The 25,388-nt window shown below is 46.6% G+C and carries 16 protein-coding genes; 15 read left to right on the forward strand and 1 reads right to left on the reverse strand.

The genetic code is table 11. The features are described from left to right. The first annotated feature begins 35 nt into the window (after positions 1-35). The 15 genes from EIH25_RS09530 (at position 36) to EIH25_RS09600 (ending at position 23,032) form a co-directional block, all read left to right on the forward strand. Positions 36-686 carry a V-type ATP synthase subunit D gene (locus tag EIH25_RS09530; RefSeq protein WP_124100829.1) on the forward strand — a complete coding sequence of 217 codons (651 nt, stop codon included), beginning with the start codon at positions 36-38 and terminating at the stop codon, positions 684-686. Further along, positions 683-1,273 carry a DUF308 domain-containing protein gene (locus tag EIH25_RS09535; protein ID WP_124100830.1) on the forward strand — a complete coding sequence of 197 codons (591 nt, stop codon included), beginning with the start codon at positions 683-685 and terminating at the stop codon, positions 1,271-1,273. The genes EIH25_RS09530 and EIH25_RS09535 overlap by 4 nt, the downstream gene beginning before the upstream one ends. A gap of 261 nt (positions 1,274-1,534) precedes the next feature. Next, positions 1,535-3,616, forward strand: coding sequence for a glutamine synthetase III (locus tag EIH25_RS09540; RefSeq protein ID WP_124101323.1), 2,082 nt, complete (start codon positions 1,535-1,537; stop codon positions 3,614-3,616). A 182-nt stretch (positions 3,617-3,798) separates the two neighbouring features. Beyond that, positions 3,799-5,604 (forward strand): ammonium transporter, encoded by a 1,806-nt coding sequence (locus tag EIH25_RS09545; RefSeq protein WP_124100831.1) that lies wholly within the window; start codon positions 3,799-3,801, stop codon positions 5,602-5,604. Between the two features lie 327 nt (positions 5,605-5,931). After that, positions 5,932-7,869: an aconitate hydratase gene (locus EIH25_RS09550; protein ID WP_124100832.1), complete on the forward strand. Its 1,938-nt coding sequence runs from the start codon at positions 5,932-5,934 to the stop codon at positions 7,867-7,869. Between the two features lie 213 nt (positions 7,870-8,082). Then, positions 8,083-9,294 (forward strand): NADP-dependent isocitrate dehydrogenase, encoded by a 1,212-nt coding sequence (locus EIH25_RS09555; RefSeq protein WP_124100833.1) that lies wholly within the window; start codon positions 8,083-8,085, stop codon positions 9,292-9,294. Between the two features lie 93 nt (positions 9,295-9,387). Further along, positions 9,388-10,032 (forward strand): redox-sensing transcriptional repressor Rex, encoded by a 645-nt coding sequence (locus EIH25_RS09560; protein WP_124100834.1) that lies wholly within the window; start codon positions 9,388-9,390, stop codon positions 10,030-10,032. A 300-nt stretch (positions 10,033-10,332) separates the two neighbouring features. Then, positions 10,333-11,421 (forward strand): GGDEF domain-containing protein, encoded by a 1,089-nt coding sequence (locus EIH25_RS09565; protein ID WP_164489210.1) that lies wholly within the window; start codon positions 10,333-10,335, stop codon positions 11,419-11,421. Positions 11,422-11,902: 481 nt separating this feature from the next. Further along, a complete protein-coding gene (locus EIH25_RS09570) occupies positions 11,903-13,954 on the forward strand; it encodes a dynamin family protein (protein ID WP_124100836.1) in 2,052 nt (683 codons plus the stop codon). Between the two features lie 53 nt (positions 13,955-14,007). After that, positions 14,008-14,985, forward strand: a complete 978-nt coding sequence (locus EIH25_RS09575; protein WP_124100837.1) for a M48 family metalloprotease — start codon at positions 14,008-14,010, stop codon at positions 14,983-14,985. Position 14,986: 1 nt separating this feature from the next. Beyond that, positions 14,987-16,756: a dynamin family protein gene (locus tag EIH25_RS09580; RefSeq protein WP_124100838.1), complete on the forward strand. Its 1,770-nt coding sequence runs from the start codon at positions 14,987-14,989 to the stop codon at positions 16,754-16,756. A 286-nt stretch (positions 16,757-17,042) separates the two neighbouring features. Beyond that, positions 17,043-18,824: an NPXTG-anchored protein gene (locus EIH25_RS09585; protein ID WP_124100839.1), complete on the forward strand. Its 1,782-nt coding sequence runs from the start codon at positions 17,043-17,045 to the stop codon at positions 18,822-18,824. A gap of 249 nt (positions 18,825-19,073) precedes the next feature. Then, the gene (locus EIH25_RS09590) at positions 19,074-21,611 is read left to right on the forward strand and encodes a heavy metal translocating P-type ATPase (protein WP_124100840.1); all 2,538 of its coding nucleotides are present in this window, start codon (positions 19,074-19,076) and stop codon (positions 21,609-21,611) included. Continuing rightward, a complete protein-coding gene (locus tag EIH25_RS09595) occupies positions 21,601-21,858 on the forward strand; it encodes a metal-sensing transcriptional repressor (protein ID WP_124100841.1) in 258 nt (85 codons plus the stop codon). Before EIH25_RS09590 ends, EIH25_RS09595 begins: the two co-directional genes overlap by 11 nt. A gap of 166 nt (positions 21,859-22,024) precedes the next feature. Next, complete coding sequence (locus tag EIH25_RS09600) at positions 22,025-23,032, forward strand: helix-turn-helix domain-containing protein (RefSeq protein ID WP_124100842.1); 1,008 nt, start codon at positions 22,025-22,027, stop codon at positions 23,030-23,032. A 73-nt stretch (positions 23,033-23,105) separates the two neighbouring features. On the opposite strand, the gene EIH25_RS09605 is transcribed toward EIH25_RS09600, so the two are convergent. After that, positions 23,106-25,373: an endoglucanase gene (locus EIH25_RS09605; RefSeq protein WP_124100843.1), complete on the reverse strand. Its 2,268-nt coding sequence runs from the start codon at positions 25,371-25,373 to the stop codon at positions 23,106-23,108. Positions 25,374-25,388 lie beyond the last annotated feature (15 nt).

Raw genomic sequence — 25,388 nt, forward strand, 5'->3', positions numbered from 1 at the left:
GTATTATAAAGGTATGCCGGAAGGGATGAGATAAATTGGCTGAACAGCAGGTCTTTCCTACCAAGGGAAATCTGATAGCTTCAAAAAAGGCGCTACAGCTGGCGGCTCTGGGATATGAGCTGCTTGACAGAAAGCGCAATATACTGATAAGAGAGCTTATGGGTCTTGTGGATAAGGCGGGAGAGCTGAGAGCGTCTATAGAGGAAACCTATGTGGAAGCGTACGCGGCGCTTCAGCTTGCCAATATCTCATTGGGACTGGTTACGCCGTACGCGGAATGCGTACCGATTGAAAAGGGGCTGGAAATTACTTCGAGAAGCGTCATGGGAGTGGAGCTTCCGCAGATAAGGCTTGAAGAGCGGCCTCTCAAGGTTACCTACGGTTTTTCACAGACAACCTCTCAGCTTGACAAGGCTTTTATCGCTTTTGACAAGGTAAAAAAGAAAACGGTGCTTCTTGCCGAGGTAGAAAACAGCATATACCGCCTTTCGGCGGCTATAAAAAAGACCCAGCGCAGGGCGAACGCCTTGCAGAATATAATAATACCGCGGAATCAGGCGGTAGTGAAATTCATTTCCGACTCGCTGGACGAGAAGGAGCGGGAGGAGTTTTCACGCCTGAAGGTCATCAAGGCTTCCAAGCTGAAAAAGGCAAGAGAAGCCGGAAAACGGAGGTCGGATATATGAAAACCATGAAAAAGCTGTTTAAGAACTATCTGCTGCTGTCTGTCGTATGCATTGCTCTCGGAGCGGCGCTTATTGCCGATCCGGGCTTCTTTACCAAAGCGATCAGCTATACGATAGGCGGAATAGCGATCGCGGCAGGAGCTATAAGCTTTATTCAGTTTTTTGTCAAGGGAGAGGAAAAGGACGAGTATGCTTCGCTTGTTTTCAGAGGTATCGTTCTGGCGGCGATAGGCTTGTTCCTTATAATAAAGCCGGACTTTATTTTCAAGGTAATAGCCTTCGGCTGCGGATTCTATATGCTTTTTAGCGGAATAGTCAGCATTGCCGACGCCTTTGATGTAAAACGCGCGGGTCAGGACTGGATCTTTCCGATGATACTGGCGTCTGTTACCGCGGCGCTGGGGCTTGTGATCCTGATAAATCCGCTGGCTCCGGTAAACGCGGCAATAACCATAATGGGAATAGCGCTGATCGCGTCGGGAATAGCAAACCTTATAAGCTGTTTTTCCGTCAGGAGCAAGGCGAAGGGCATTGAAAAACAGCTCAGAAAGACGGATAAAAATAAGAATGACTATATTGACGTATAGGACGGCGTATTTTTGTATGGTTATTTTCAACTAAAATATTTTCCGTCTGTTTTTATAATTGTCTGTTATGCCGAAAGTGAAAAAATTTCTCTGAAGCTATTGACAAATAAAAAAAACAGGTATATACTATGTAATGTAAACAGCAAAGGCGCTGTGGACGGTATCAAGTCCACAGCGCTTTTTTTACGGCTTATACCGGCTGTACGGCGGATACGTTTCTTTCAGGAAACGGCCGGAAATTATTATTTGCAGGAGGATAAAATCATGAATGTACCGGAATTTTTCGGCAGCGATGTGTTCAACGAAGCGCTGATGAAAGAAAGACTTCCTAAGGATACCTTTAAGGCTTTGAAAAAGACTATTGCCAACGGTGATCCGCTTAATATTGATGTTGCTAACGTAGTTGCAAACGCTATGAAGGACTGGGCGGTTGAAAAGGGCTGTACCCATTATACCCACTGGTTCCAGCCTATGACGGGACTGACGGCGGAGAAGCTTGACAGCTTTATTTCCCCGACAGACGACGGTCATGTTATCATGGAGTTCTCCGGTAAGGAGCTTATCAAAGGCGAGCCTGACGCGTCGTCGTTTCCGTCGGGAGGCTTAAGAGCTACCTTTGAGGCCAGAGGCTACACTGCTTGGGATCCGACCTCGTACGCTTTTATCAAAGAGAAAACGCTGTGTATTCCGACAGCTTTCTGTTCATATAACGGAGAAGCGCTTGACAAAAAGACTCCGCTGCTTCGTTCGATGGAGGCTATCAATAAATCGGCGCTGAGGATTCTTAAGATGTTCGGCTCCGACGCTACAAGAGTTGTTGCAAACGTAGGCCCTGAGCAGGAGTATTTTCTTGTTGACAGAGAAATGTATGCCAAGAGGAAGGACCTTATTTACGCCGGAAGAACCCTTTACGGCGCGCCCGCTCCCAAGGGTCAGGAGATGGAGGATCACTACTTCGGAACTATCAAAACCAGAGTTGCGGCTTACATGAAGGATCTTGACGAGCAGCTCTGGAGGCTTGGAATCTATGCCAAGACAAAGCATAATGAGGTTGCCCCCGCGCAGCATGAGCTTGCTCCTATTTACGGAACGACAAATATCGCTACCGACCATAACCAGCTTACAATGGAGATCATGAAGAGAACCGCTAGAAAGCACGGCTTTAAGTGTCTGCTTCACGAAAAGCCCTTTGCGGGAATCAACGGCTCCGGCAAGCATAACAACTGGTCTATTTCCACAAATACAGGAGTCAATCTTCTTGATCCGGGAAAAACGCCATCTGAGAACGCTCAGTTCCTGCTGTTCCTTTCGGCGGTTATTAAAGCGGTAAACGATTATCAGGATATTCTCAGAGCTTCGGTAGCTTCCGCAGGAAACGACCACAGACTTGGCGCAAACGAGGCGCCTCCGGCAATCATTTCGATCTTCCTCGGCGACGAGCTTACGGGAGTCCTTGATTCCATTGTAAACGGCGTAAAGTATGAGGGTCAGAGAGTTGAAATGGAGATCGGCGTAGATGTGCTGCCTCACTTCCCTAAGGATACCACCGACAGAAACAGAACGTCGCCGTTTGCTTTTACGGGAAATAAATTCGAGTTCAGAATGCCCGGCTCCAAGCTTTCAGTGGCAGGTCCGAATACGGTTCTCAATACGATCGTCGCTAAGGTTCTCGATGATTTTGCGGACGTGCTTGAAAAGGCCGATAACTTCCAGGATACTCTTGACGATCTTATCAAGAAGACCATCAAGGAAAATCAGAATATTATCTTCAACGGCAACGGATATTCGGAGGAATGGCCTGCCGAGGCTGAAAAGAGAGGCTTGCTCAATCTGAAATCCACTCCTGAGGCGGTACCTACATACATTGCCCCGAAGAATATTGAACTGTTCTCCAAATACGGAGTATACACCGAAACAGAGCTTCATTCGAGAGTTGAGATCCTGCTTGATGAATACTGCAAGACTCTTAATATCGAGGCGCTTACGATGATCGATATGGCAAAGAAGGATATTCTGCCGGCTGCGGCTACATACATCAAGGAGCTTGCAAAGACTGCGGAGCTTGCAAAGGGCTGCGGCGCGGACGACAGCTTTGAAACCGATATGGTCAAGAGATTGTCGACGCTTGCCGCTCAGACTTACAAGAAGCTGGGCGCGCTGGAGGACGCTGTAGTTAAGTGCCATGAGATCGAGGACGTTCAGGAGCTTGCGGCGTATTATCACGACGTGGTGTTTACGGCAATGGGCGAGCTGAGAGCGTCAGCCGATGAAATTGAAACGCTGGTAGGAGAGAAGTACTGGCCGTATCCTACATATGGACAGCTGCTGTTCTACGTTAAATAATTCAGACAGTTTTAATATTATATTTTAATATATGTTCTTCTAATAAACTCCTATATACATATTTTTAACTTGCTAATATCGCTGCATTATATTTTAGATACACAATGAGGTGTATAAATCCCGAGAACGATCGTTTTCGGAAGATTTATACACCTTTTTGTTGTTGTTGGGAGGAAAATAATATGACAGTATTAACGGATAACGTAATTCAACAAGCGATAGACGCCGCAAAGGATGTTGGCTTCGGTATCTGGTTTTTGATAGCCGTTGGGCTTGTATTCTTTATGCAGGCAGGCTTTGCAATGGTTGAAACAGGTTTCACCAGAGCGAAAAATGCCGGCAACATTATAATGAAAAATCTGATGGACTTCTGTATCGGTACGGTAATGTTCATCCTTATCGGTTTCAGTTTTCTCTGCGGTGAGGACGTGGCGGGACTTATCGGAAAGCCCGGTTTTGACATTTTTACCGCATACGAAAATTTTGACTTTTCAAATTTTGTCTTTAACCTTGTATTCTGCGCTACGGCGGCTACGATCGTATCGGGAGCCATGGCGGAAAGAACAAAATTTATTTCTTACTGTATCTATTCGGGAGTTATCAGCGCTCTCATCTATCCTATCGAAGCGCACTGGATCTGGAGCGCGGACGGATGGCTTTATCAGATGGGATTCCACGATCTGTCGGGTTCCTGCGCGATCCATATGGTAGGAGGTATTTCCGCACTCGTAGGCGCTAAGATCCTTGGACCAAGAATCGGTAAATTCAGTAAGACCTCTGACGGCGAAATCAAAGTACACGCTATACCCGGTCACAACCTGACGATCGGAGCTCTTGGAGTATTTATTCTCTGGTTCGGCTGGTATGGTTTTAACCCGGCTGCTTCAAAATCAGTTGAAATGCTTGGCTCTATATTCCTTACTACAACGATTGCTCCTGCTGTTGCAACGGTAGTATGCATGATCTTCACATGGCTGAAATACGGCAAACCTGATGTTTCAATGTGCCTTAATGCTTCGCTTGCAGGACTTGTAGGAATTACGGCGGGATGCGACGTAATGGACGCTTTCGGAGCCCTTGCAGTCGGCATTGTTTCAGGATTGCTGGTATGCTTCGGCGTATGGTTCCTTGATTATAAGCTTCACGTTGACGACCCGGTTGGCGCGGTAGCGGTTCATATGTTCAACGGTATCTGGGGAACGATAGCGGTTGGTCTTTTTGCAACTGATACTACTCCCGGATTTGCAATCGCTCAGAACGGCGGCGCAAGCGGAATAAGCGGCAACGGATTATTCTATGGCGGCGGCTTTGAGCTGCTCGGCAAACAGTGTTTAGGCGTTCTGGCAGTAGGCGCATGGACGGCTATAACAATGATAATTGTATTTTTTGCAATCAAAAAAACCATTGGCCTGAGAGTTTCCGAGCAGGAAGAGATCCTCGGTCTGGACGCTACCGAGCATGGACTCGTTTCTTCCTATGCTGATTTTGCTCCCGCAATGGGCAGCGATATGTTGGGTTATACTAAGGATGACGCTAAGAGTGTGATAAAGGTGGACGCATCAACAGAGCCCAAGGTTCCTGTTGAAAAGGCTGTTCCCGTTGAAAATTACACAACGCCTAATCCTGACGGCTCTCCTAAGATCACAAAGGTAGTTGTTGTCTTTAAGCAGACAAAGCTTCAGGATCTCATTGCAGCAATGGAATCTATTGACGTGACAGGTATTACTGTAACAAATGTGCTTGGCTGCGGTATGCAGAAAGGACAGCAGGAATATTACAGAGGAGCAGTTGTTGAAACAAACCTTTTGCCTAAGGTAAAGGCTGAAATTGTAGTATGCAAGGTTCCTGTCAGAACTGTTATCAATGCGGTTAAATCAGCGCTCTACACCGGACACATCGGCGACGGAAAGATATTTGTCTATGATATTGAAAACGTAATAAAGATCCGTACAGGTGAGGAAGGCTACGACGCTCTTCAGGATGAGTGATATATGACCGGCGCCGCATAGCGCACATTCCAATTAATTTGCCCCCCATCCCACTTATAAATTACAGTTTGGGCCCGCTGCCGCGGAGAATTTCCGGCAGCGGGCTTCAGGCGTTGAATAAAATGCAAACGGCGGAAAAAGTAGTCGGACGCCGTCTGAATATATTGTAACATATGGAATTATAAAGTCGTTCGCATACGTCGGGAAGCTTGCGTCAATAATTTATCCGTCGGCTGATAAAGGGAGTAAATGTTTGTGAAAAACTTGACAAAGCCCTGTATATAGGGTATAATTACATTATATATTATTGAGAAGGGAATGTTTTGAATGGGTTTGACACTTACAGAAAAAATCTTGAAAAATCATCTTGTTGACGGCGAATTTGTTAAGGGACAGGAAATCGGAATCAGAATCGACCAGACGCTGACTCAGGACGCTACCGGAACAATGGCATATTTGGAATTTGAGGCTATGGGTGTTCCGAGAGTAAAGACTGAGCGCTCTGTTGCTTATATCGACCACAACACGCTTCAGTCGGGCTTTGAAAATGCCGATGATCACCGTTTTATCGGCTCGGTAGCAAAAAAGCACGGCATTTATTTTTCCAGACCCGGAAACGGAATCTGCCATCAGGTTCAGCTTGAAAGATTCGGCATTCCCGGAAAGACGCTTATCGGCTCTGACAGCCATACTCCTACCGGCGGCGGAATCGGAATGATAGCTATCGGCGCTGGCGGTCTTGACGTCGCGGTGGCAATGGGCGGCGGAGCATATTATATTACCTACCCTAAAATAGTTAAGGTGAATCTTACCGGAAAGCTTTCTCCGTGGGTTGCGGCAAAGGACGTTATTCTGGAGGTTCTCCGCAGACTGTCGGTAAAGGGCGGCGTAGGAAAGGTTATCGAGTATACCGGCGAGGGAGTCAGGACGCTTTCGGTTCCGGAGCGCGCGACAATTACAAACATGGGGGCGGAGCTCGGAGCGACAACCTCTATTTTCCCGTCCGACGAAATTACCCGCGAGTTCCTGAAGGCGCAGGGCAGAGAGGACGTTTGGTGCGAGCTTAAGGCTGACGGCGACGCGGTTTACGACGAGATCGTTGATATTGACCTTTCGCAGATAGTTCCTATGGCGGCTTGTCCTCATTCTCCCGACAACGTTAAGACCTGCGATGAGATAGGAAAGCTGAAGATAGATCAGGTTTGTATCGGCTCATGTACGAATTCCTCGTTTATGGATATGATGAAGGTCGCTTATATTTTAAAGGGAAAGACTGTTCACCCCGACGTATCACTTTCTATCGCTCCCGGTTCAAAGCAGGTGCTTAATATGCTGGCGCAGAACGGAGCCCTTGCCGATATGATAGACGCCGGAGCGAGAATACTGGAGTCAGCCTGCGGTCCCTGTATCGGAATGGGACAATCTCCTAATTCAAAGGGCGTATCCCTGAGAACCTTTAACAGAAACTTTGAGGGACGTTCAGGCACAAAGGACGGACAGATATATCTGGTATCTCCCGAGCTTGCGGCGGTTTCGGCGCTGACCGGCTGCCTTACCGACCCGAGAACTCTGGGCGATATGCCTGAATTCAAGCTGCCCGAGCATTTTGTGATAAACGATAATATGATAGAGCCTCCCGCTCCCGTTGAGGAAATGGACAAGGTGGAGATTTTAAGAGGTCCGAACATCAAGCCGTTCCCGGAAACAGCTCCTCTTGACGAATCTATCGAATGTAAGGTATCGCTTAAAGTCGGCGACAATATAACTACAGACCATATCATGCCTGCGGGAGCTAAAATTCTTCCGCTCCGTTCAAATATTCCTGCAATTTCCCAGCATTGCTTCACAGTGTGCGACGAGGAATTTCCAAGACGCGCAAAGAACATGGGCAAGTCGATCATTGTAGGCGGCTCCAACTACGGCCAGGGCTCGTCAAGAGAGCACGCGGCGCTTGCTCCTCTCTATCTCGGAATCAAGGCGGTGCTGGTAAAGAGCTTTGCGAGAATCCACAGAGCTAATCTTATCAACGCAGGTATTCTGCCGCTTACATTTGTAAACGAAGCTGATTACGACAAGATTTCACAGGGAGATGAAATCTTGCTTGCAGACGTAAGAAAGGCAATAGAGGAGGACAAGACTCAGCTTACCGTTGTAAACAAGACCACAGGCGCGGAAATCCCCGTTCTCTGCGAGCTTACAGGACGTACGAAGGATATTGTTCTTGCCGGAGGTTTGCTTGACTATACAAGAGAAAGCCTGAAATAATATAGACAGGGGAATCGGCATGATTGCGTCTGTACTGATATTAACGCTTATGCTGCTTATATCGGACAAGCTCCGCGTAAATCCGCTGAATCAAAAAAAGCTGAGCGTGAAAAAGCAGCTGCTCTTTATTCTGATTCTCGCTTTGCCCTATATCTTATATTTCGTTATTATGATGCTTTTTGCGTTAAGCTTTTAAAACAGGAGGAAAGTAAAATGGCTAAAATTCAAATGAAAACACCCCTCGTCGAGATGGACGGCGACGAGATGACCAGAATTATCTGGCAGGAGATCAAGGATATTCTTATCCTTCCTTATGTGGACCTTAAGTCTGAATATTATGATCTTGGTCTTGTCCACAGAAATGAAACAGACGATCAGGTAACGGTCGATTCCGCAAACGCTACCAAAAAGTACGGCGTTGCGGTAAAGTGCGCTACTATTACTCCTAACGCTGCAAGAATGCCGGAGTACAACCTCAAGGAAATGTGGAAATCCCCTAACGGTACTATCAGAGCAATGCTGGACGGCACGGTTTTCAGAACTCCTATCCTTGTAAAGGGAATAACTCCGTATATCCCTACATGGACTAAGCCTATAACCATTGCCCGTCACGCTTACGGCGACGTTTACAAAAACGTTGAAATGAAGTGCCCCGAAGGCTCTAAGGCTGAACTGGTATGTACGGATAAGGACGGAAACGAAACGAGAGAAACGATCTACAGCTTTGAGTGCGACGGAATTATTCAGGGTCAGCATAACAAATCCTCGTCAATAGCCTCCTTTGCGAGAGCCTGCTTTAACTTTGCCCTTGACACAAAGCAGGACGTATGGTTCGCTACAAAGGATACTATCTCCAAGAAGTACGACCATACCTTTAAGGACATTTTCCAGGAAATTTACGATAATGAATATAAGGAGAAGTTTGAGGCCGCCGGAATCGAGTATTTCTATACCCTTATCGACGACGCGGTTGCAAGGGTAGTGCGTTCTGAGGGCGGATATATCTGGGCGTGCAAGAACTATGACGGCGACGTTATGAGCGACATGGTGGCTACCGCTTACGGCTCGCTGGCAATGATGACCTCGGTTCTGGTATCTCCCGACGGCGTTTACGAGTACGAGGCTGCTCACGGAACGGTACAGCGTCATTATTACAAGCACCTGAAAGGCGAAGAAACCTCGACAAACTCGGTAGCGACACTGTTTGCATGGACAGGAGCCCTCAGAAAAAGAGGAGAGCTTGACGGGCTTGCTGAGCTTGTTAATTTTGCTGACTGCCTTGAAAAGGCGACAATTAAAACCATTGAGGACGGAGTTATGACCGGAGATCTGTATCTGCTTTCCAAGCTTGAGAACAAGAAAAAGGTCAATACCGAGGACTTCCTCAGGGCTGTGGACGAAAGATTAAAGGCAATGCTCGGCTGATTAAGGGTCTTTATTGAATTTATTTAGATATTATCCATAGGGGGCGGATTTTTATCCGTCCTTTTATGCGGTTTTAACGGAGTTGGAATTTTTATGGCGAAAAACGGTTCTATATCTTCATCGGTAATAAAAAGACTTCCGAGGTATTACAGATTTTTGGGCGAGCTGAAAAAGCAGGGCGTTGACAGAATATCTTCCAGAGAGCTTTCGGCGCTGATGAAGCTGACTGCCTCCCAGATAAGGCAGGACCTTAACTGCTTCGGCGGATTCGGTCAGCAGGGATATGGCTATCATGTAGACGAGCTGCACGGTGAAATAGGGAAAATTTTAGGCGTAGACAAACATTTCAAGACGATACTTATCGGCGCGGGAAATCTTGGTCGCGCCATTGCGACTCATATCAATTTTGAGACCAGAGGCTGCAGGCTTATAGGGATTTTTGATATAAATCCGGATATAATCGGAAAAAGCGTGGGGAATCTGCAGATACGCCATGTAGACGAAATAGAGGACTTCTGCCGAGAAAATTCTCCGGCGGTGGCGGTTTTGTGTATTCCGAAGGCAACGACCCAGGAGATCGCGGATAAGCTTGTAAGTCTGGGACTGAAGGCATTCTGGAATTTCTCACACTATGATCTGAGTATCGAGTACGAAAACATAGTAGTTGAAAACGTTCATCTGGGGGACAGTCTTCTTACGCTTACCTACGGCGCCAATATTATTGACAATTCCGATTAAATATTTATTTTAGTATGGATTTGCCTTAAGAAAAAGCTGTATTGTTTTCAGAGCTGAAATGACGGCTGCTTTTAACGCCTTTGATAAAGCCCTCGTCGTTTTCTTAAACCGACAGGCAGAAAAGCTTCCTGAGGTTTTGCATACGATTATTGCCCGGTATTTCCTTAACAAAATATTTATCGTTTTTTGTTCGGATCTTTATTGTAAGCGCTTGCTTGCTATAGTATAATATATAAATAAGTTTTATCTATCATGCAGTATGAATATAGTATTATATCCGCAATGAGAGGGATCCTGCAAATGAAATCAACAGCAAAACTTGATATTTCGCGTTTTGTTAATATTTCACCCAAATATATGTATTTGTTTGCATACATATGCTGTCTGCTCGTTCACGGGGTATTTCTTTTTTACTTCAGATATATAGGCGTTACAGAGATGATGTACTTCAATTTTTTCAGCGTGGCGATGTATCTCTGTTTTTCTCTAATGCTTTTCCGGGTGAAAAATCTAACGCCAATGACTTGCATGGCTCTGCTTGAAATAACGATCCATTCCATAGCCGCAACGGTTTATGTAGGCTGGGGCTTCGGGTTTGCTATGTTTCTGGTATGCGTTGTGCCTGTTCCGTTTTTTATAAACTTTAAGAGAAACATTACGCCTTATATCATAACTCCGTTGATCGTAGCTGCTTTTATGGGACTGAGGGTGTATACTGCTGACGAGGCGAACGTAGTATATCATCTGAACGACGAAACGTCGCAGATAATACTTTATATGTTCAACAGCTTTTTCGCGTTTCTGATGATTATCGGTATATCGGGGATATATAAGGTTTCAAGGCAGATATCTCAGAGACAGCTCAAAACTAAGAACGAAACGCTCAGTCGGCTTGCCGCAATTGACCCGCTTACTCAGCTTTTCAACAGACGGGCAATGATGGATTTTTTTAAGCAGATACAGAGAAGCGCCGAGGCTGTTCACAGCAGATATATAATCGCAATGGGGGATATTGATTATTTTAGGGAAGTAAACAACACTTACGGTCACTTCTGCGGAGACGTGGTTTTAAAACGTGTTTCGGCAGTGATGAGCGAGCTTGTTCCGGCAGAGGGCTATGTATGCAGATGGGGCGGAGAAGAGCTGCTGTTTGCAGTGCCGAATACCGATATCGAAGCGGGCACGGAAATTGCAGTGAAGATATGTGAAAAGATAAGAAGCATGAAATTCTGCTGCGGCGAAAGCAGCTTCGGAGTTACGATCACGATCGGCGTCTGCGAATGCGGAGAGGATATTCCGTATGAGGAGGGTCTGAAAATTGCCGACCGTTATTTGTATGACGGTAAAAAACGCGGCAGAGACTGCGTAATAAACGGCGATATTCAATAAGGATATTGATTTTCTTATGAGTATATGCTTTGATAATAAATCAGAAAACCTGCCGGATAATTAGGTTCGGCAGGTTTTTTGTCTGAAATATGCCGCCAGTTGTGCATTGTGCATTGATACTGACGGCTTATTTTGTGCAAAAGGGTAATTTTTCAAAGCGTTTTGTATAAATTGTTGACTATTTAACAACAATTGTGATATAATATTAAGGTTAAAAGCAGATTTTTCCTTGGGCTGTCAGGCTTCGGGAAAAGCGGAGAATCGCGTATCGTAAGGCGATCGGAAAAACGGCTTTTGCGATATGCATTAGGCTTGTGCGGATTTTGAAGAGAATGATTAAAAAGACAGTGATATTTGAGTATCGTATGAACAGTTAAAATGAGCTGACGGATAAGCGGACGGTCTGCCGTTAAAATAAAAAGAGAGATTCTGTTCTGATATTATTAACCCGGTATTTTATCCCGGGATTTGGAGGTCTGAAATGGATAAGCAAATTGATTACGGAAGTTACGCCGGCTACCGTGACACCGTGCGGACTCTGACGGGAAATTTAAAGGAGCTGCTTCGGCTGAGCGAGGATATCTGCCTTGTGAATACCGCCAGGTCGATAAGGGAAACTATTGAAAAATCAGACGACGATCACTTTGAGGTCGCGATAGTGGGAGAGTTCAAGAGGGGAAAGTCTACTCTTATAAACGCTCTTCTCGGACAGGAGGTTCTGCCTGCCGACGTGCTTCCGGCAACGGCTACTCTTAACAGGGTTACATACAGCGAGGAGCCTTATGTACAGGTTGAGTACAAAAACGGTACCAGCGAGAGAGTGGATATTGACCAGCTGGAAAATTACGTTACCAAGCTTACCGCCGAAGCCGAGGAAAAAGCGGAAACCGTAAAAGAAGCCACGGTGTATTACGATACCGATTTCTGCCGCAATAACGTGGATATAATTGACACTCCCGGCTTGAATGACGACGAGCAGATGACTAACGTCACCCTTTCAATACTTCCCAAGATCGACGCCGCGGTGTTTGTGATCAGTGCAAATTCTCCGTTTTCGCAGTTTGAAAAGGACTTTCTTGAGAAAAAAATGCTTACTTCGGACGTGGGAAGAATAATTTTTGTAGTCAACTGCTTCGGGACATTTTCTCAGGAGGACGAGAATAAAATAGTTGAAACCGTAAGAAGCCGAATTACAAAGTATGTAATGGATAAGGCTAAAAAGGTTATGGGAGAGGACAGCAGGGAATTTGCTGTTTATAAAAGAAAAATAGGAACTCCAAGAGTTATAGGTCTGTACGCAAAAAGAGCGCTTACCGCCAAGACCATAGAGGATGAAAAGCTTCTGGAGGAAAGCAATTTCCCTGAATTTGAAAAGGCGCTTGAAACTATGCTTACCAAGGAAAGAGGAGTTATTGCCCTTCAGATCCTTGCAAACAAGATAACAAATTCAGGAACGGAGATACTTCGTTCGGTAGTTATGCAGGAAAACGCTCTTATGATGGCAAACGACGAATTTATGGAACGCTATGAGAGCGCGATAAACGAGATTGATGAGATTAGAAACAAGAAGCGTCAGGAATTTGTAAGGATAAACGACGCCGCGAATAAAGTGTTTTCAGATCTGCAGCCGGTGCTTGACAGCTACTGGACAAATATCGAGCAGGCGGCTATGGAGGTTATCGACGGATTTCAGATGTCCTCAGACGATTTCAAGAAGGATCAGCTTAAAATGGTTACTGCCAAGCTTACCGAAAAGATCAGGGAGAGCATTGAGGCAAGGGCGCAGCTTATCTGCGAGCAGATACAGAATTCCATTAATATAGCCATTAGCGTTGAAACAGAGCGTTTGCAGGGCTTTGAGGACGAATTCTTTGAATCGGTGGCCAGAATTCAGGAGATGTTTACGATTTCCGAAAGGGTCTCAAGAAACGGTAGCGGAATTGATAAAGGAATAGGCGCGGCTCTCGGCTCGTTCGGAGTAGGCGGGCTGTTCCTTGGCTTCCGTGAGGCGGGCTTCAAGGGGGCCTTGCTGGGCGGAGTAACCGGATTTGCAGGCTTTTATGCTACTTTCTATACAGCCATGTTCTTTACGGGAGTGCTTGGAATAACCGCCGCTCTTCCTGCTACCTTATGTCTTATGGCGATTGCAGGTTTGGCGGGAACGTTTTCTGCCAATTTCGCGGTGGATAAGATACTTGTCAAGGAGAGGATAGATAAGTATAAGTCAAACTTTAAAACTCAGGTCAGAAAACAATTCCATGAGCTGAAGCTGAACAACGACTTTACTGAAACCGTGCGCCGTCAGGTATTTTCAGCGTTCGAGGGATTGAAAACAAAGATCGAGAGCGAAACGGAGATAATTCTCCGCGATACTCAGGAGACTCTTGATAACTTAAACGATCTTAAAAATGAAAAGAGCAATATTTCCGAAAGGGAAATGGAACGTCTGCACGCTATCGCAGAAACCGCCAGCGCGATCGTTTCAGACGCCTATGCAGTCAGAAGAGTGCTTTCTGAGGCAATGGAAAATTAATTTCTGCGCTGCTGCCGGTTTTCCGGCACAGGAAAAATTAAGGAGGTACTCGAATGAGCGATTCAATGGAATCCGTCAATCCGCTTATGCAGATCGATACGGGATTTCGTTCATATCTTAACGCATATACGCGCTCCTTTCAGAATCATGTGGTGGACGGACAGCTTGACTATGCGTTCGACTCGGATTTTGCGGTAAGGCAGAAGATCACAGGGCTGACCGGCTGGAGCAAGCTTGCAAAGGCTGTAAATTCAGCGGACATTTCCGCGGAAGCAAAGCATTTGTTTATGAAATGCAATCAGGCGGGGGCGCTGAAGTATCCCGAGCTGTATGATATTGTCAAAGTGTGTGCGGAAAGACTTGAGCTTAATTTGCCTATAGTATTTGTAAGGGAAGATATAGATAAACCGCTGATTTATTCAGTCGCGAGCGATATAATCGAGCCGTGCATCGTCATGACCCAGAAGCTTCTGGAGCTGTGTACGGAGGAGGAGCTTCAGCTGCTTATCGGCTGCGAGGCGGGAAGGATACAGAACAATCATGCGGTCTACAATTGGGCGTTTACATATCTTAATTATAACAGGAACGTGTATAAGCCCGCCGAGCGTTCGTATAAGCAGAGCGTAAGCAATCAGATCGTCTGTTCGCTTATCGAATGGGTGAAATACGCCGATATTACCGCTGACAGAGCGGGGATCATCTGCATTGACAGACCGGGAAGATTTCTCGATATTTTCTGCGGACTATATAAAAAGGGATATATTGATTTTTACGGCAGATCCGGAAAGGATCTGGACTTCGGCAAACTCAGCGGACTTCACGGCGACAATCATACGACCGCGGCAAGAAGCCTGAAATCCGACGGTTCGCTGTCGGAGCTTGAAAGGCGTCTGCTGGCGTCGGCTGAATTTTTGTCCTGTGATTCGCTGTTTGCGTGGAGAAGAGATATTGACAAGAGCGATATCCATACTATTTCCGGTCAGATATGCGACGTAAGAAGCTCTATAATTCTCGGAACGGGGGGGCAGTAGTATGGATGTTTACGATTACAGGGCTGCCGGAAGAGATATTGACGAAGTCCGTGAAAATATAGGCGGGCTTACTTCAGACCGGGGACTTGAGAAGATTCTCGGACGGGAATTTGCCGAAGAGCTGAGAGAATGGGAAAAAATAGTTGAAAAAAGATGCAGCGAGCCTTTTACGCTGGTTATTCTGGGAGAATTCAAAAGAGGAAAAAGTACGATAATAAACGCGCTGCTGGGCAAAGAGCTTGCGCCGTCAAACGTTTCTCCTGAAACCTATACGATAAATGAAATATCCTACGGCGATACTCCGTCTGTAGAGGCGGTTCTGGAGAACGGACAGAGGATACCGCTTACGCTCGCGGATATAACGAGAGATCGGCTTGAAGTAAAAATGAAGCTGTTTCCGTCGAAGATATCCTATCTCGATATACGCGACAACGCTCCTATTTTAAAGGAGCTGAGGATAGTTGATACTCCGGGGCTTTCCGATCTTGACGATCTTGACAGGCAGGTAACGGAATATCTGGTCAATGCGGACGCTATTATGTACGCGGCGTCATGTCTGCTGCCGTTTTCGGAAACCGAGCTGATGTTTCTGGGAAGGCATATACAGCCGCAGAGATTCGGAATGCTTTATGTGCTGGTCAATATGACGGACGCTTTGAACTGCCAGAATGACGTCGATAAAATAATGAACCGTTTTTCAAGGCTTGCGGAGCAGATCGTGCCTAACGCTTTTGTTTACGGCATAAGCGCCGCCGATGAGCTTAGAAGAAAGCTTGGCAGGGAACGGCTTCCCGATAAGGGAACGAGAGAGTTTTATGAAACTCAGTTTTTCAAGTTCGAGCTTTCCCTGAAGCGGGACATTATAATGCAGAAGGACGTTATAAGGACCAGACGCGTCCTGACTATGCTTGAGCAGGTCGTGAATGAAACCAGAGCAAAGATCCATATGTTTGCCGATATGGCGGAAATGGATCAGAAAAAGCTGGAGGAAAAGACGCGCGACTTTGACGAGCAGTGTCTGCAGCTTGCTTCGGCGCTTGAGGAATGCAAGCCGGCGCTTCATCTGAGCGTTATTGAAATGCAGCAGGAAGCGGAGCAGTGGATGTACGAATTTTTTGCAGGACTGAGGATGAGTATGCTGGAGTGCCGCAAAAAGGACGAAAACGGCGAGGATATTTATTCCTCTGAGGATATTGAAAAGTATTTTTATTCGTTTCTTATGGAAAAGGTGGGCGAGGCATACCGCACCTGCATAGAGTGCCACCGCGCCAGAATAAACGATATTGTGGAAAAAATGAGCCGCGATCTTGCCAAAAAGCTGGGGCTTCAGGATCTTTCGTCGGTAACGCAGGCAGCTTCCGCCGACCGCCTTATGATGTCGCTTAACAAAAACGTTACCCGTTCTGTAATGAGCGTAAAGCTGTTCGGAACAAGCGAAACGTTTCCTCCCGCGGCGCTGTCGGTGTTCAGCATAATCCTTAAAAAGAAAAGACAGACTGATATAATCGACATTGCTCTTGAAAATTACGACGATATAAGGATCAATATAGTCAAGGATATAAAAAACGTATATCAGGATCTGGAGGTAAAGGCGTGTCAGCGTCTTGACGGTATATATCAGTATCAGGCTGAGGTCGGAAAGGAAGCGCTGAATCAGGCGAAGGAGATGATAGGAAGCCTGGACGTCAGAACGGTAGGCGACGCTCTGGTCAAGGCTGATGAACTGCTTGAAAAGTCTGCCGCGCTGCTTTCAAAATACGATCTGGAATAGCAGTCGAAACATCTAAGAAAAATAATATTTTGTTAATAAATGATTTGAGTGCAGGGTTTTATATTAAAAAATCCTGCATTGTTTTTGTTGATTTTTGCTAAAATTAAATGTGAAAGTTTGGTGAAAAGTATCATTGAATTGTAATCGCTATTATGTTACAATTGTATTACAATAATTAGCTGAGAACGTTATCATAATGCTTGGAAAAGCTGGATTTATTTGTAACAGCATTGATACTTGCATTTTCAGCTGATTAAATTGAAATTAAAATTGGAGGAAATTGGAAATGAAGTTAAACAGAATTTTAGCCGGCATGTCCGCCGCTGCTATGGCTGCTTCAATGCTCACAATGGTTACTGCTTCAGCTGCCGCTAAGCCTGCGACTATTACGGGAGATCATACTTTCGTGAGCAACAAAGAAGGAACTGCTACTGACGGCTTTGTAAAGGAAATGTATCACGCTGATTACAGCTTTTCACCTGAGGATACGATTTATGTAAAGGTTGAAAGCACAAGCGACGCTGATACAAGCGCCTGGCAGATTGCTGTAAACGCTTATGACACAAGCTGGGGCGGCTGGTCGGCTGTAAACGGCGATGAAGGCGCACTTGAATTTACTACTACTGTCGCTGACGTTGTAGCTGTCAACTCTTCTATTAAGGAAGACTTGTCAAATCTTCAGGGAATCAATGTTGAGGTATGGAACACTGAGGTAGACGATACGATTTCCTACGAGATCAGCATCAACGGCGGCGCTTCCGAGGACGATTCTTCAACTGTTGATTCCGAATATCCTGAGGACGCTGTATTTGCTAACGGAGGTACATCATGGAGCGGCGTTGAGTTTGACAGCGTAAAGGAAATTGCATTCGGCGCATGGGACGGAATCTGGCTTCAGTGCGATTATCCGAAGGAAGGCATGAATGTCGCTGACGAAACAAACGCTAAGTTGGTTCTTGTACTTGAGGCTGACGAAACAGTAACTGCCGGATCAGCAATTTTCCGCGTAGGTGACACAACTGATGAGACTCCTCATGCATACCTTGCTGAGGCTGACGGCACTACATTTACAGTTGAGATTCCTATTACAGAGCTGAAGGCTTTCCAGGACGCTGCCGGTTATGCTGCGGTAGATAGTTGGGATAACGGCTTTGCTTGCAATCTCCAGGTTGGTGCTGCCGGTAAGGTTACAGCTTATGTAACAGGTATGGCGTACACACCTCTTGAGGATTCTACAGACGATTCATCAGACACTGAAACTGAAGTTTCATACACAGCTTTCGAGATGTTTACAGATTCTCAGTGGGGCTGGGGCAACTGGGATCCTGTTGCTGACGGCGGTTTAGGTACAGACGCTGAGATCACAGGCGACGGCACTTACACTGTAAGCATTAGCGCTGATCAGGTTGCCAAGTGGTATGACGAGGAAGGCAATGAGGTTCTTGCCGGAACAGAGGGCGCTACGCCTGCACCTGCCGTAGGCATTGGCACATGGTGCGTAGATATCCGCGGTCTTGCTGACGCGCTCGGCGTTGGAACAGATGGTCTTGGTAAAGACTTGACTGCTACCGACAAGATGAATGTTGCTAAGGAAGGCGGTCTTACGATTACAGATGTAAATCTTATTGTAGACGGCGAGACAGTTTATACTTATGATGACGCTGACGTTCTCTTCGGCGATATCGAAGGAAACGGAAACGTTAGACTTGAAATTTACAACCAGTACGGTGAAACAGGCGGAAGCGACGGTAAGGCTGATCCTACAGCTCCTGCTGAGATTTTGGCTCTCGCTACCGATCTTGTAGCTGAGGATGAGATCGCTGTAACATTTACAGTTAACGGTCTTCCTGAGGAGCTTCCTGAGCCTGTTGAGTCTTCCGACGACGCAAACGATTCAACTGCTGATTCTACTGATGATTCTGCTGCTTCGGCTACAGATTCCGATGCTACATCTTCCAAGGGCGACGCTTCCGGTTCTGACGCTAACCCGTCAACAGGCGCTGCTGCTCTTGCAACAGTAGGCGTGCTTCTTGCAGGCGCTGCTGTAGTAGCTACAAAGAAGAAGTAATTTAATTACTGATATTAAATAAAGCTCGCTTTAAGCGGGCTTTATTTTTTTGTAAAAATCTCTTGACAGATTTCATTCTATGCGTTATACTTAATATACACCCCCTAGGGGTGGGGGTGATAGAATAAGAGTACAAATACGGCAGAAAATATAACTGTAATTAATATTCCGGCTTTTAGAGCGGCATTTTGAAATTACAGCTCGCTGTGCTGACCTGCCGGAGCATACTGTAATGAAGGGATGAGTTTAATGAAGGAGAGGTTTTCTGTTACCGGCATGACCTGTTCGGCGTGTTCGGCTCATGTGGAAAAAAGCGTGTCAAAGCTTGACGGAGTAAACAGCGTTGCGGTAAGTCTGCTTCAGAATTCAATGACCGTGGATTACAACCGTGATAAGCTTACGGAGCAGGATATAATTTCTGCGGTAGAAAAGGGCGGTTACGGTGCTTTTGTTTACGGAAAGCAGGAAAGTACGGAAAAAACTCTCCCTGACATGAGCTCAGGGATAAAAAAACGCATGATATGGTCGCTGATTTTTCTGGTGCCGCTGTTTTATATATGTATGGGGCATATGGCGGATATTCCGATACCTCCGATTTTTACCGGTCATAAGAATATGATGGTATTCGCGCTGACGCAGCTTTTTCTTACCATACCTATAGTTGTGATAAACAGAAACTATTTTGTAAACGGCTTTAAAAATCTTATACGCAGAGCGCCGAACATGGACAGCCTTATTGCTATCGGTTCTGCCGCGGCAGGCGGCTACAGCTCAGTTCAGCTGTTTGTAATGGCATATCATATGGGCAGGGGAAATATGTCCGCCGCTCATGACGCAATGATGAATCTGTATTTTGAATCCTGCGGAATGATACTGACACTTATTACAGTGGGAAAGTTTCTGGAAGCACGCTCCAAGGGGAAAACCTCTCAGGCTATTGAAAAGCTTATGAATCTTGCGCCTAAGACGGCGGTTGTGATTCGCAACGGGGAAGAGGTCACTATACCTCTTGAACAGCTTGCCGTCGGCGATATATTTGTTGTCAGGTCAGGTCAGACTATACCCTGCGACGGAAAAATAGTGGAGGGAAGCTGCTCTGTGGACCAGTCGGCGATAACCGGCGAAAGTATTCCGGTTTCCAAAACCGCTGACGATGAGGTTATCGGAGGAACTATCCTGTCAGGAGGCTTCTGCAAGGGCAGATGTATGAAAACAGGCGAGGACGCCGCCCTGTCCCAGATAATAAAGCTTGTGGAGGAAGCGGCTTCGTCAAAAGCGCCCATTTCAAAGCTTGCCGACAGGGTCAGCGGCGTGTTCGTCCCGATAGTTATAGCAATAGCCCTTGTAGCGGCGATCGTCTGGCTTGCCGTTGGCGCCGGCTTCGCGGAGGCGCTGTCGGTCGGAATCGCCGTTCTGGTTATTTCATGTCCCTGCGCTCTCGGTCTTGCAACGCCGACCGCGATAATGGTGGGTACGGGAAAAGGAGCAGAAAACGGAATATTGATAAAATCCGCCGAAAGTCTGGAGCTTGCCCATAAGGTAACGACGGTAGTGCTGGACAAAACGGGAACCGTCACAAACGGAACGCCTGTAGTTACGGACGCGGTTTATTTCGGCTGTGAGGAAAGCGGACTGTTGAACAGCATATATTCTCTGGAAAAGGCTTCCTCTCACCCGCTTTCCAAGGCAATATGCTCCTATGCTGAAGCAAAGGGGGCAAAGGCTGTTGACTGCAAGGCTTTTGAGGAAATCCACGGCGGCGGAATCAGGGGAAGGGTAGGCTCAGAAGTGATCTGTGCCGGAAACAAGCGGCTGATGTCAGAGCAGGGAGCGGACGTTTCGGCATATGAAAAGCGGGTGGAAAAGCTTGCCGACGAGGGCAAGACTCCGCTGTATATTTCAGTAAACGGCAGTCTTAAAGCGATCATCGCAGTAAAGGATACCGTAAAAAATACCGGCAAAAACGCTGTAGCCCAGTTGAGGAAAATGGGAATGAAGGTAGTAATGCTTACCGGCGACAACAAACGTACAGCCGAAGCAATAAGACGGGAGCTTGACATTGATACCGCTATAGCCGAGGTTCTTCCGCAGGATAAGGAGCGGGAGATAAGAAGGCTTCAGGAAAGCGGCGAGAGAGTCGCTATGATAGGCGACGGAATAAACGACGCTCCCGCCCTTGCCAGAGCAGACGTAGGCATAGCTATCGGAGCCGGACAGGATATTGCAATTGAGTCGGCGGACATCGTGCTGATGAAAAGCGATCTTCAGGACACGGCGGCGGCTTTTCAGCTGAGCAGAGCAACGATCAGAAATATCAAGGAAAATCTTTTCTGGACGCTGTTTTACAATTCGCTGGGAATACCCTTGGCGGCAGGCGCTTTTTATCCGCTTACAGGCTGGACGCTTAATCCTATGTTCGGAGCGGCGGCAATGAGTCTGAGCTCGGTATTCGTAGTGACAAACGCGTTAAGGCTTAAATTTTTCAAGCCGGATTTCAGCTATGTGCCTTTTGAAGCTCCGCCTCCGGCAGAAGGTGTAAATAATGAATCATTTGAAACGAAAGGATTTGGTATTATGAAAAAGACTATCAAAATCAACGGAATGATGTGCGGTCACTGTACCGCTCATGTTGAAAAGGCGCTTAACGCTGTCGAGGGCGTAACGGCAAAGGCGTCGCTTGAGGACAACGCCGCTTATGTTACGCTTGACAGGAATGTAGACGACGCGGTTCTGAAAGCCGCGGTTGAAGAGGCTGGCTACGAGGTGACGGAAATAAATGAAGGCTGACAAGAACGACGTTACCTCTCTGATAAAAACCGCGAGAGGACAGCTGGACGGTATTCTGAAAATGATCGAGGACGACAGATACTGCATGGATATTTCAAATCAGCTTATGGCGGCGCAGGCAATTATAAAGAAAGCCAACAAGGCTATTCTGTCAGCTCATATGCAGTGCTGCGTAACGGAAGCTGTGGAAAGCGGTAATCCTCAGAATAAAATCGAAGAGCTGGTAAATCTCATAAACAAGCTGTAAAATGCAGAAATGCCCGAAAACGCGCGACTGGCTTAACAGTCGGGTGCGTTTTCGGGCATGATTTATTGACTTTGAACGGCGCAGATGCTATAATGACCTTAAACCATGGTAGTGATTCATTTCAGAAACATGGTCATGATACATTCCAAGAAAGCGGTGAACAGTTTTGAAAGAAAAGATTACATTAGGAAAATTTATTCAGGAAAAACGCAAGGCAAAAGGATTATCCCAGAGTCAGATGGCTCAGCAGCTCTTTGTTACAGAGTCTGCCGTAAGCAAGTGGGAGAGAGGCGTTTCTTATCCGGATATATCTATGATACAGGGGATCTGCGAGGTTTTGGATATTTCCGAGCACGAGCTTCTTACCGCAAGCGACGACTACCGTCAGCGGGAAATAGAAAAACAGGCTGAAAGTCTGAAGAAAACCAAGCGCAACTATACATGGATATGGGTCGCTGTGTACGTTATATCGCTTATTCCCTGCTTTATTGTGAATATTGCGGTCAGCGGGGCGCTCACATGGTTTTTTATCGTGCTTACCTCCGAAATGGTCGCGTTTTCGCTGATAAATCTTCCTGTGCTTGTAAAAAAGCATAAGGGCTTGTGGACTCTGTGCGGATTTTACGTATCAATAGTTCTGCTTTTGGCTTTCTGCCGGATTTATAACGGAGGCAATTGGTTTTTAACAGCTTTATTAGGAGTAACCTTGGGACTTTCGGTAGTATTTCTTCCGTTTGTTCTTAAGGACGGTCTGTTCGGGGATAAAATACGAAGAAACAAGGGTCTGATAAGCATGGCGGCGGACACTGTTTTTCTCATATTGCTTATTATTTCGGTTTCAGGCATACCCTCGGCAGCTCTCGAACTTCTTTTGGCGCTGATCGTTTTCCCCTGGGCATATCTTATTGTAATAAGATACCTTAAAATTAACGGTATGTTCAAGGCGTCGATATGTCTTGCGCTGGGCGGAATCTGGGCTGTCATTCAAAGACCTCTTATATCCAGTATTCTGGACGGAAAGCCTTTCAGAATAGAACCGATAAATTTTGCGGATTGGTCCAGTCCCGATTATCTGAATGCGAATATAATGACTTCCATATGCGCTGTATGCGTGCTTCTGGCGGTTATTTTCGCAATAAGCGGAGCGGTAATTGCGGCAAAGTCAAAAAAATAAAATAAAAAGGCTGTTACACCGTCTGAGTTTGGTGTAAACAGCCTTTTTTGTTTTCAATGCTTACGATTCAGCCTTATTTCTCATCGCCGTATAAAAGTCCCCTCGAGCCTGTTCCGATATAAACACGTCCGGATATTCTCGGATCTCCGCAAACTGATGAAACGTTTCCGAAGCTCTGACTGTCAGAATTTATTCTGTGCCAGGTCAGACCGTAGTCGGGCGACCTGTAAAAACCGTACACGCCGCATATTCTGCCGACCGTGAAAAGCATGGGAATGTTGTTTCCGCCCTTTCCGAAGCCAATGCACCGCGAATAATCGCCGTCGGACAGCAGATTTCTGATATTGACTGAAAACGAGCTTTTATCAAATTCCAGCAGATAAAGCCCGTCAATGCCGTTGGCGATCCAGAGGCGGCCGGAAATTCCGCTTTCAGCCCGTATCTCATGCTTTATTCTGAAACCGCTGGGTATTTTAACGTTCAGCCTTATTTCCTTAAAGCTTTCCGCCTTGTCAGCGGAGGCAAAAAATCTGTAATCGTCAGTGACGCCGTAAAATACTTCACAGTCTATGCGGTCGGAAAATATCCTGACGTCGCACGGCAGCGAAAGCGGCTTGCCTTCCGGATCGAAAAATTCGGAACGGCTCCAGTCTTTACCCTCATTATCGGTGTAAAAGGTCATATCGGAGCGGAATACTCTGTTATAACAAAGAGTCCAGACGATACGCCTGGAATCGGCGGAAACAGCAGTCCAGCCGGAATCGGTATTCGGCTTCTGAATACAGTCAAGGGCTGTGTCGGCCTCGTCGGTAAAGCCGTAGGGATAGGAAAGACGCTTCCAAGTTCTGCACTGGTCATAAGAAAGTATAACTCCGCCCTTGGTCTTTCCTGTCCAGTTACCCCGGGGGGTGCATACGACATAGTATGGAGCTTTGTCGGGAAAATCCGCGTTAAGGCAGGTAATATACCTGTTGCCGCGTGAGTCGTCAAAGGAATTTTCACACTGCTTATCAACGTCTGTAAAAGCAAAGCCGCCCAAATCCCCTAAGATATCGATTACATGGACGGGACCGTCGGGAGGCGAGTATACGTTAAGATGAACGGTTTCCTCCAGTCCGCTGCACAGCGGAGCAAAGCGGACGGTTTTGTCTTTCAGGTTTTCGGTATAAAAAATGCCGGTTCCCGTATTGAATACCGCAAAGCTTTCGTCAAACGGCGATACTTTAAAATCGCTTACCCAGTGAACGCAGGAGCGTCCGCCGTTATATTCCGGCTTCATATATGAAACGTTCCAGTCTATAACTCCGATTTCGAGTCCCTCCAGCACAGGCTCCCAGCTTTCGCCGCAATCGAAGCTGCGGTATATAATATCGTCGCCCTCCCTGCAAACGGTTGAAACGTACACGGCTCCGTCTGAACATTCGCAGGCGCAGTAGCCTCCTTTTATACGGCGCTCAGAGCTGCCGCAGTTCGGGTCGATGGGGGTAACGTCGCTGTCAAAAACCGCCGAGCCGTTTTCAATACGGTACCTGTAAACTCTTCCGTCGAAGACAGAGCCAGTATCGCAGGAGTACGCCCCCATTCCGCCGAACGCGATTTTTCCGCTTTGACAGAAGGTTATATAAAGATAACGCCCGTCAAAGGATACTTTCTGCGGAACGAAGCCTATGTAATCGCATTTGCCGCTGTCATAGCCCTCAGGAGCCGTAAGCGGCTGAAAGCTTTTTCCGCAGTCGGCGGACTGATACAGAGTGTTTCCTCTGCGTCTGCCGTCAGGAGAGTTTACATCTCCGCCGGTTCCCGCGAGCATAGCGCGTCCGTCAGGCGAGATCCACAAAAACGTAAGATTTTTTTCTTCGTTTACCGAAAGCTTTTCCCAGCTTTCTCCCATATCGTCCGAGCGGAACAGTCCGTCCGACTGCGAGGCAAACCAGAGTGTGCCGTTCCTGAACAAAAGCCTTTCGCCTGTTGAACGCCCGACCTCGTTTCCGTGAACCTGGCAGGGAAGCGGCTTATCGGAAAAGCTTTTTCCTCTGTCGGAGGATATGACGAGATAATTGTTCTTTTTTGTGCCGCATACAAAGAAAAGCTTGTCAGGGTCGTTTTCGTCCAAAGCCATTGACAGAGGATAGGTCTGCGCCGGGTCTTCCCCTGTTACGCTGTCGCACAGAGGTATCCACGCCTTTTTATCAAAGTCAAAACGGTACATTCCGCCGATATCTGTTCTGGCGTAAAGCGCGTTTTTGGATTTGGGGTGAAAAATAAAGCCTGTAACATAGCCGCCGCCCGGTATAGGGCAGTTTTTATACGAATAAAGAATACTGTCCTGAACTGTATACATAACGACTCTCCCAAA

This window comes from Ruminococcus sp. Marseille-P6503, from assembly GCF_900604945.1.
GTDB lineage: Bacteria > Bacillota > Clostridia > Oscillospirales > Ruminococcaceae > FB2012.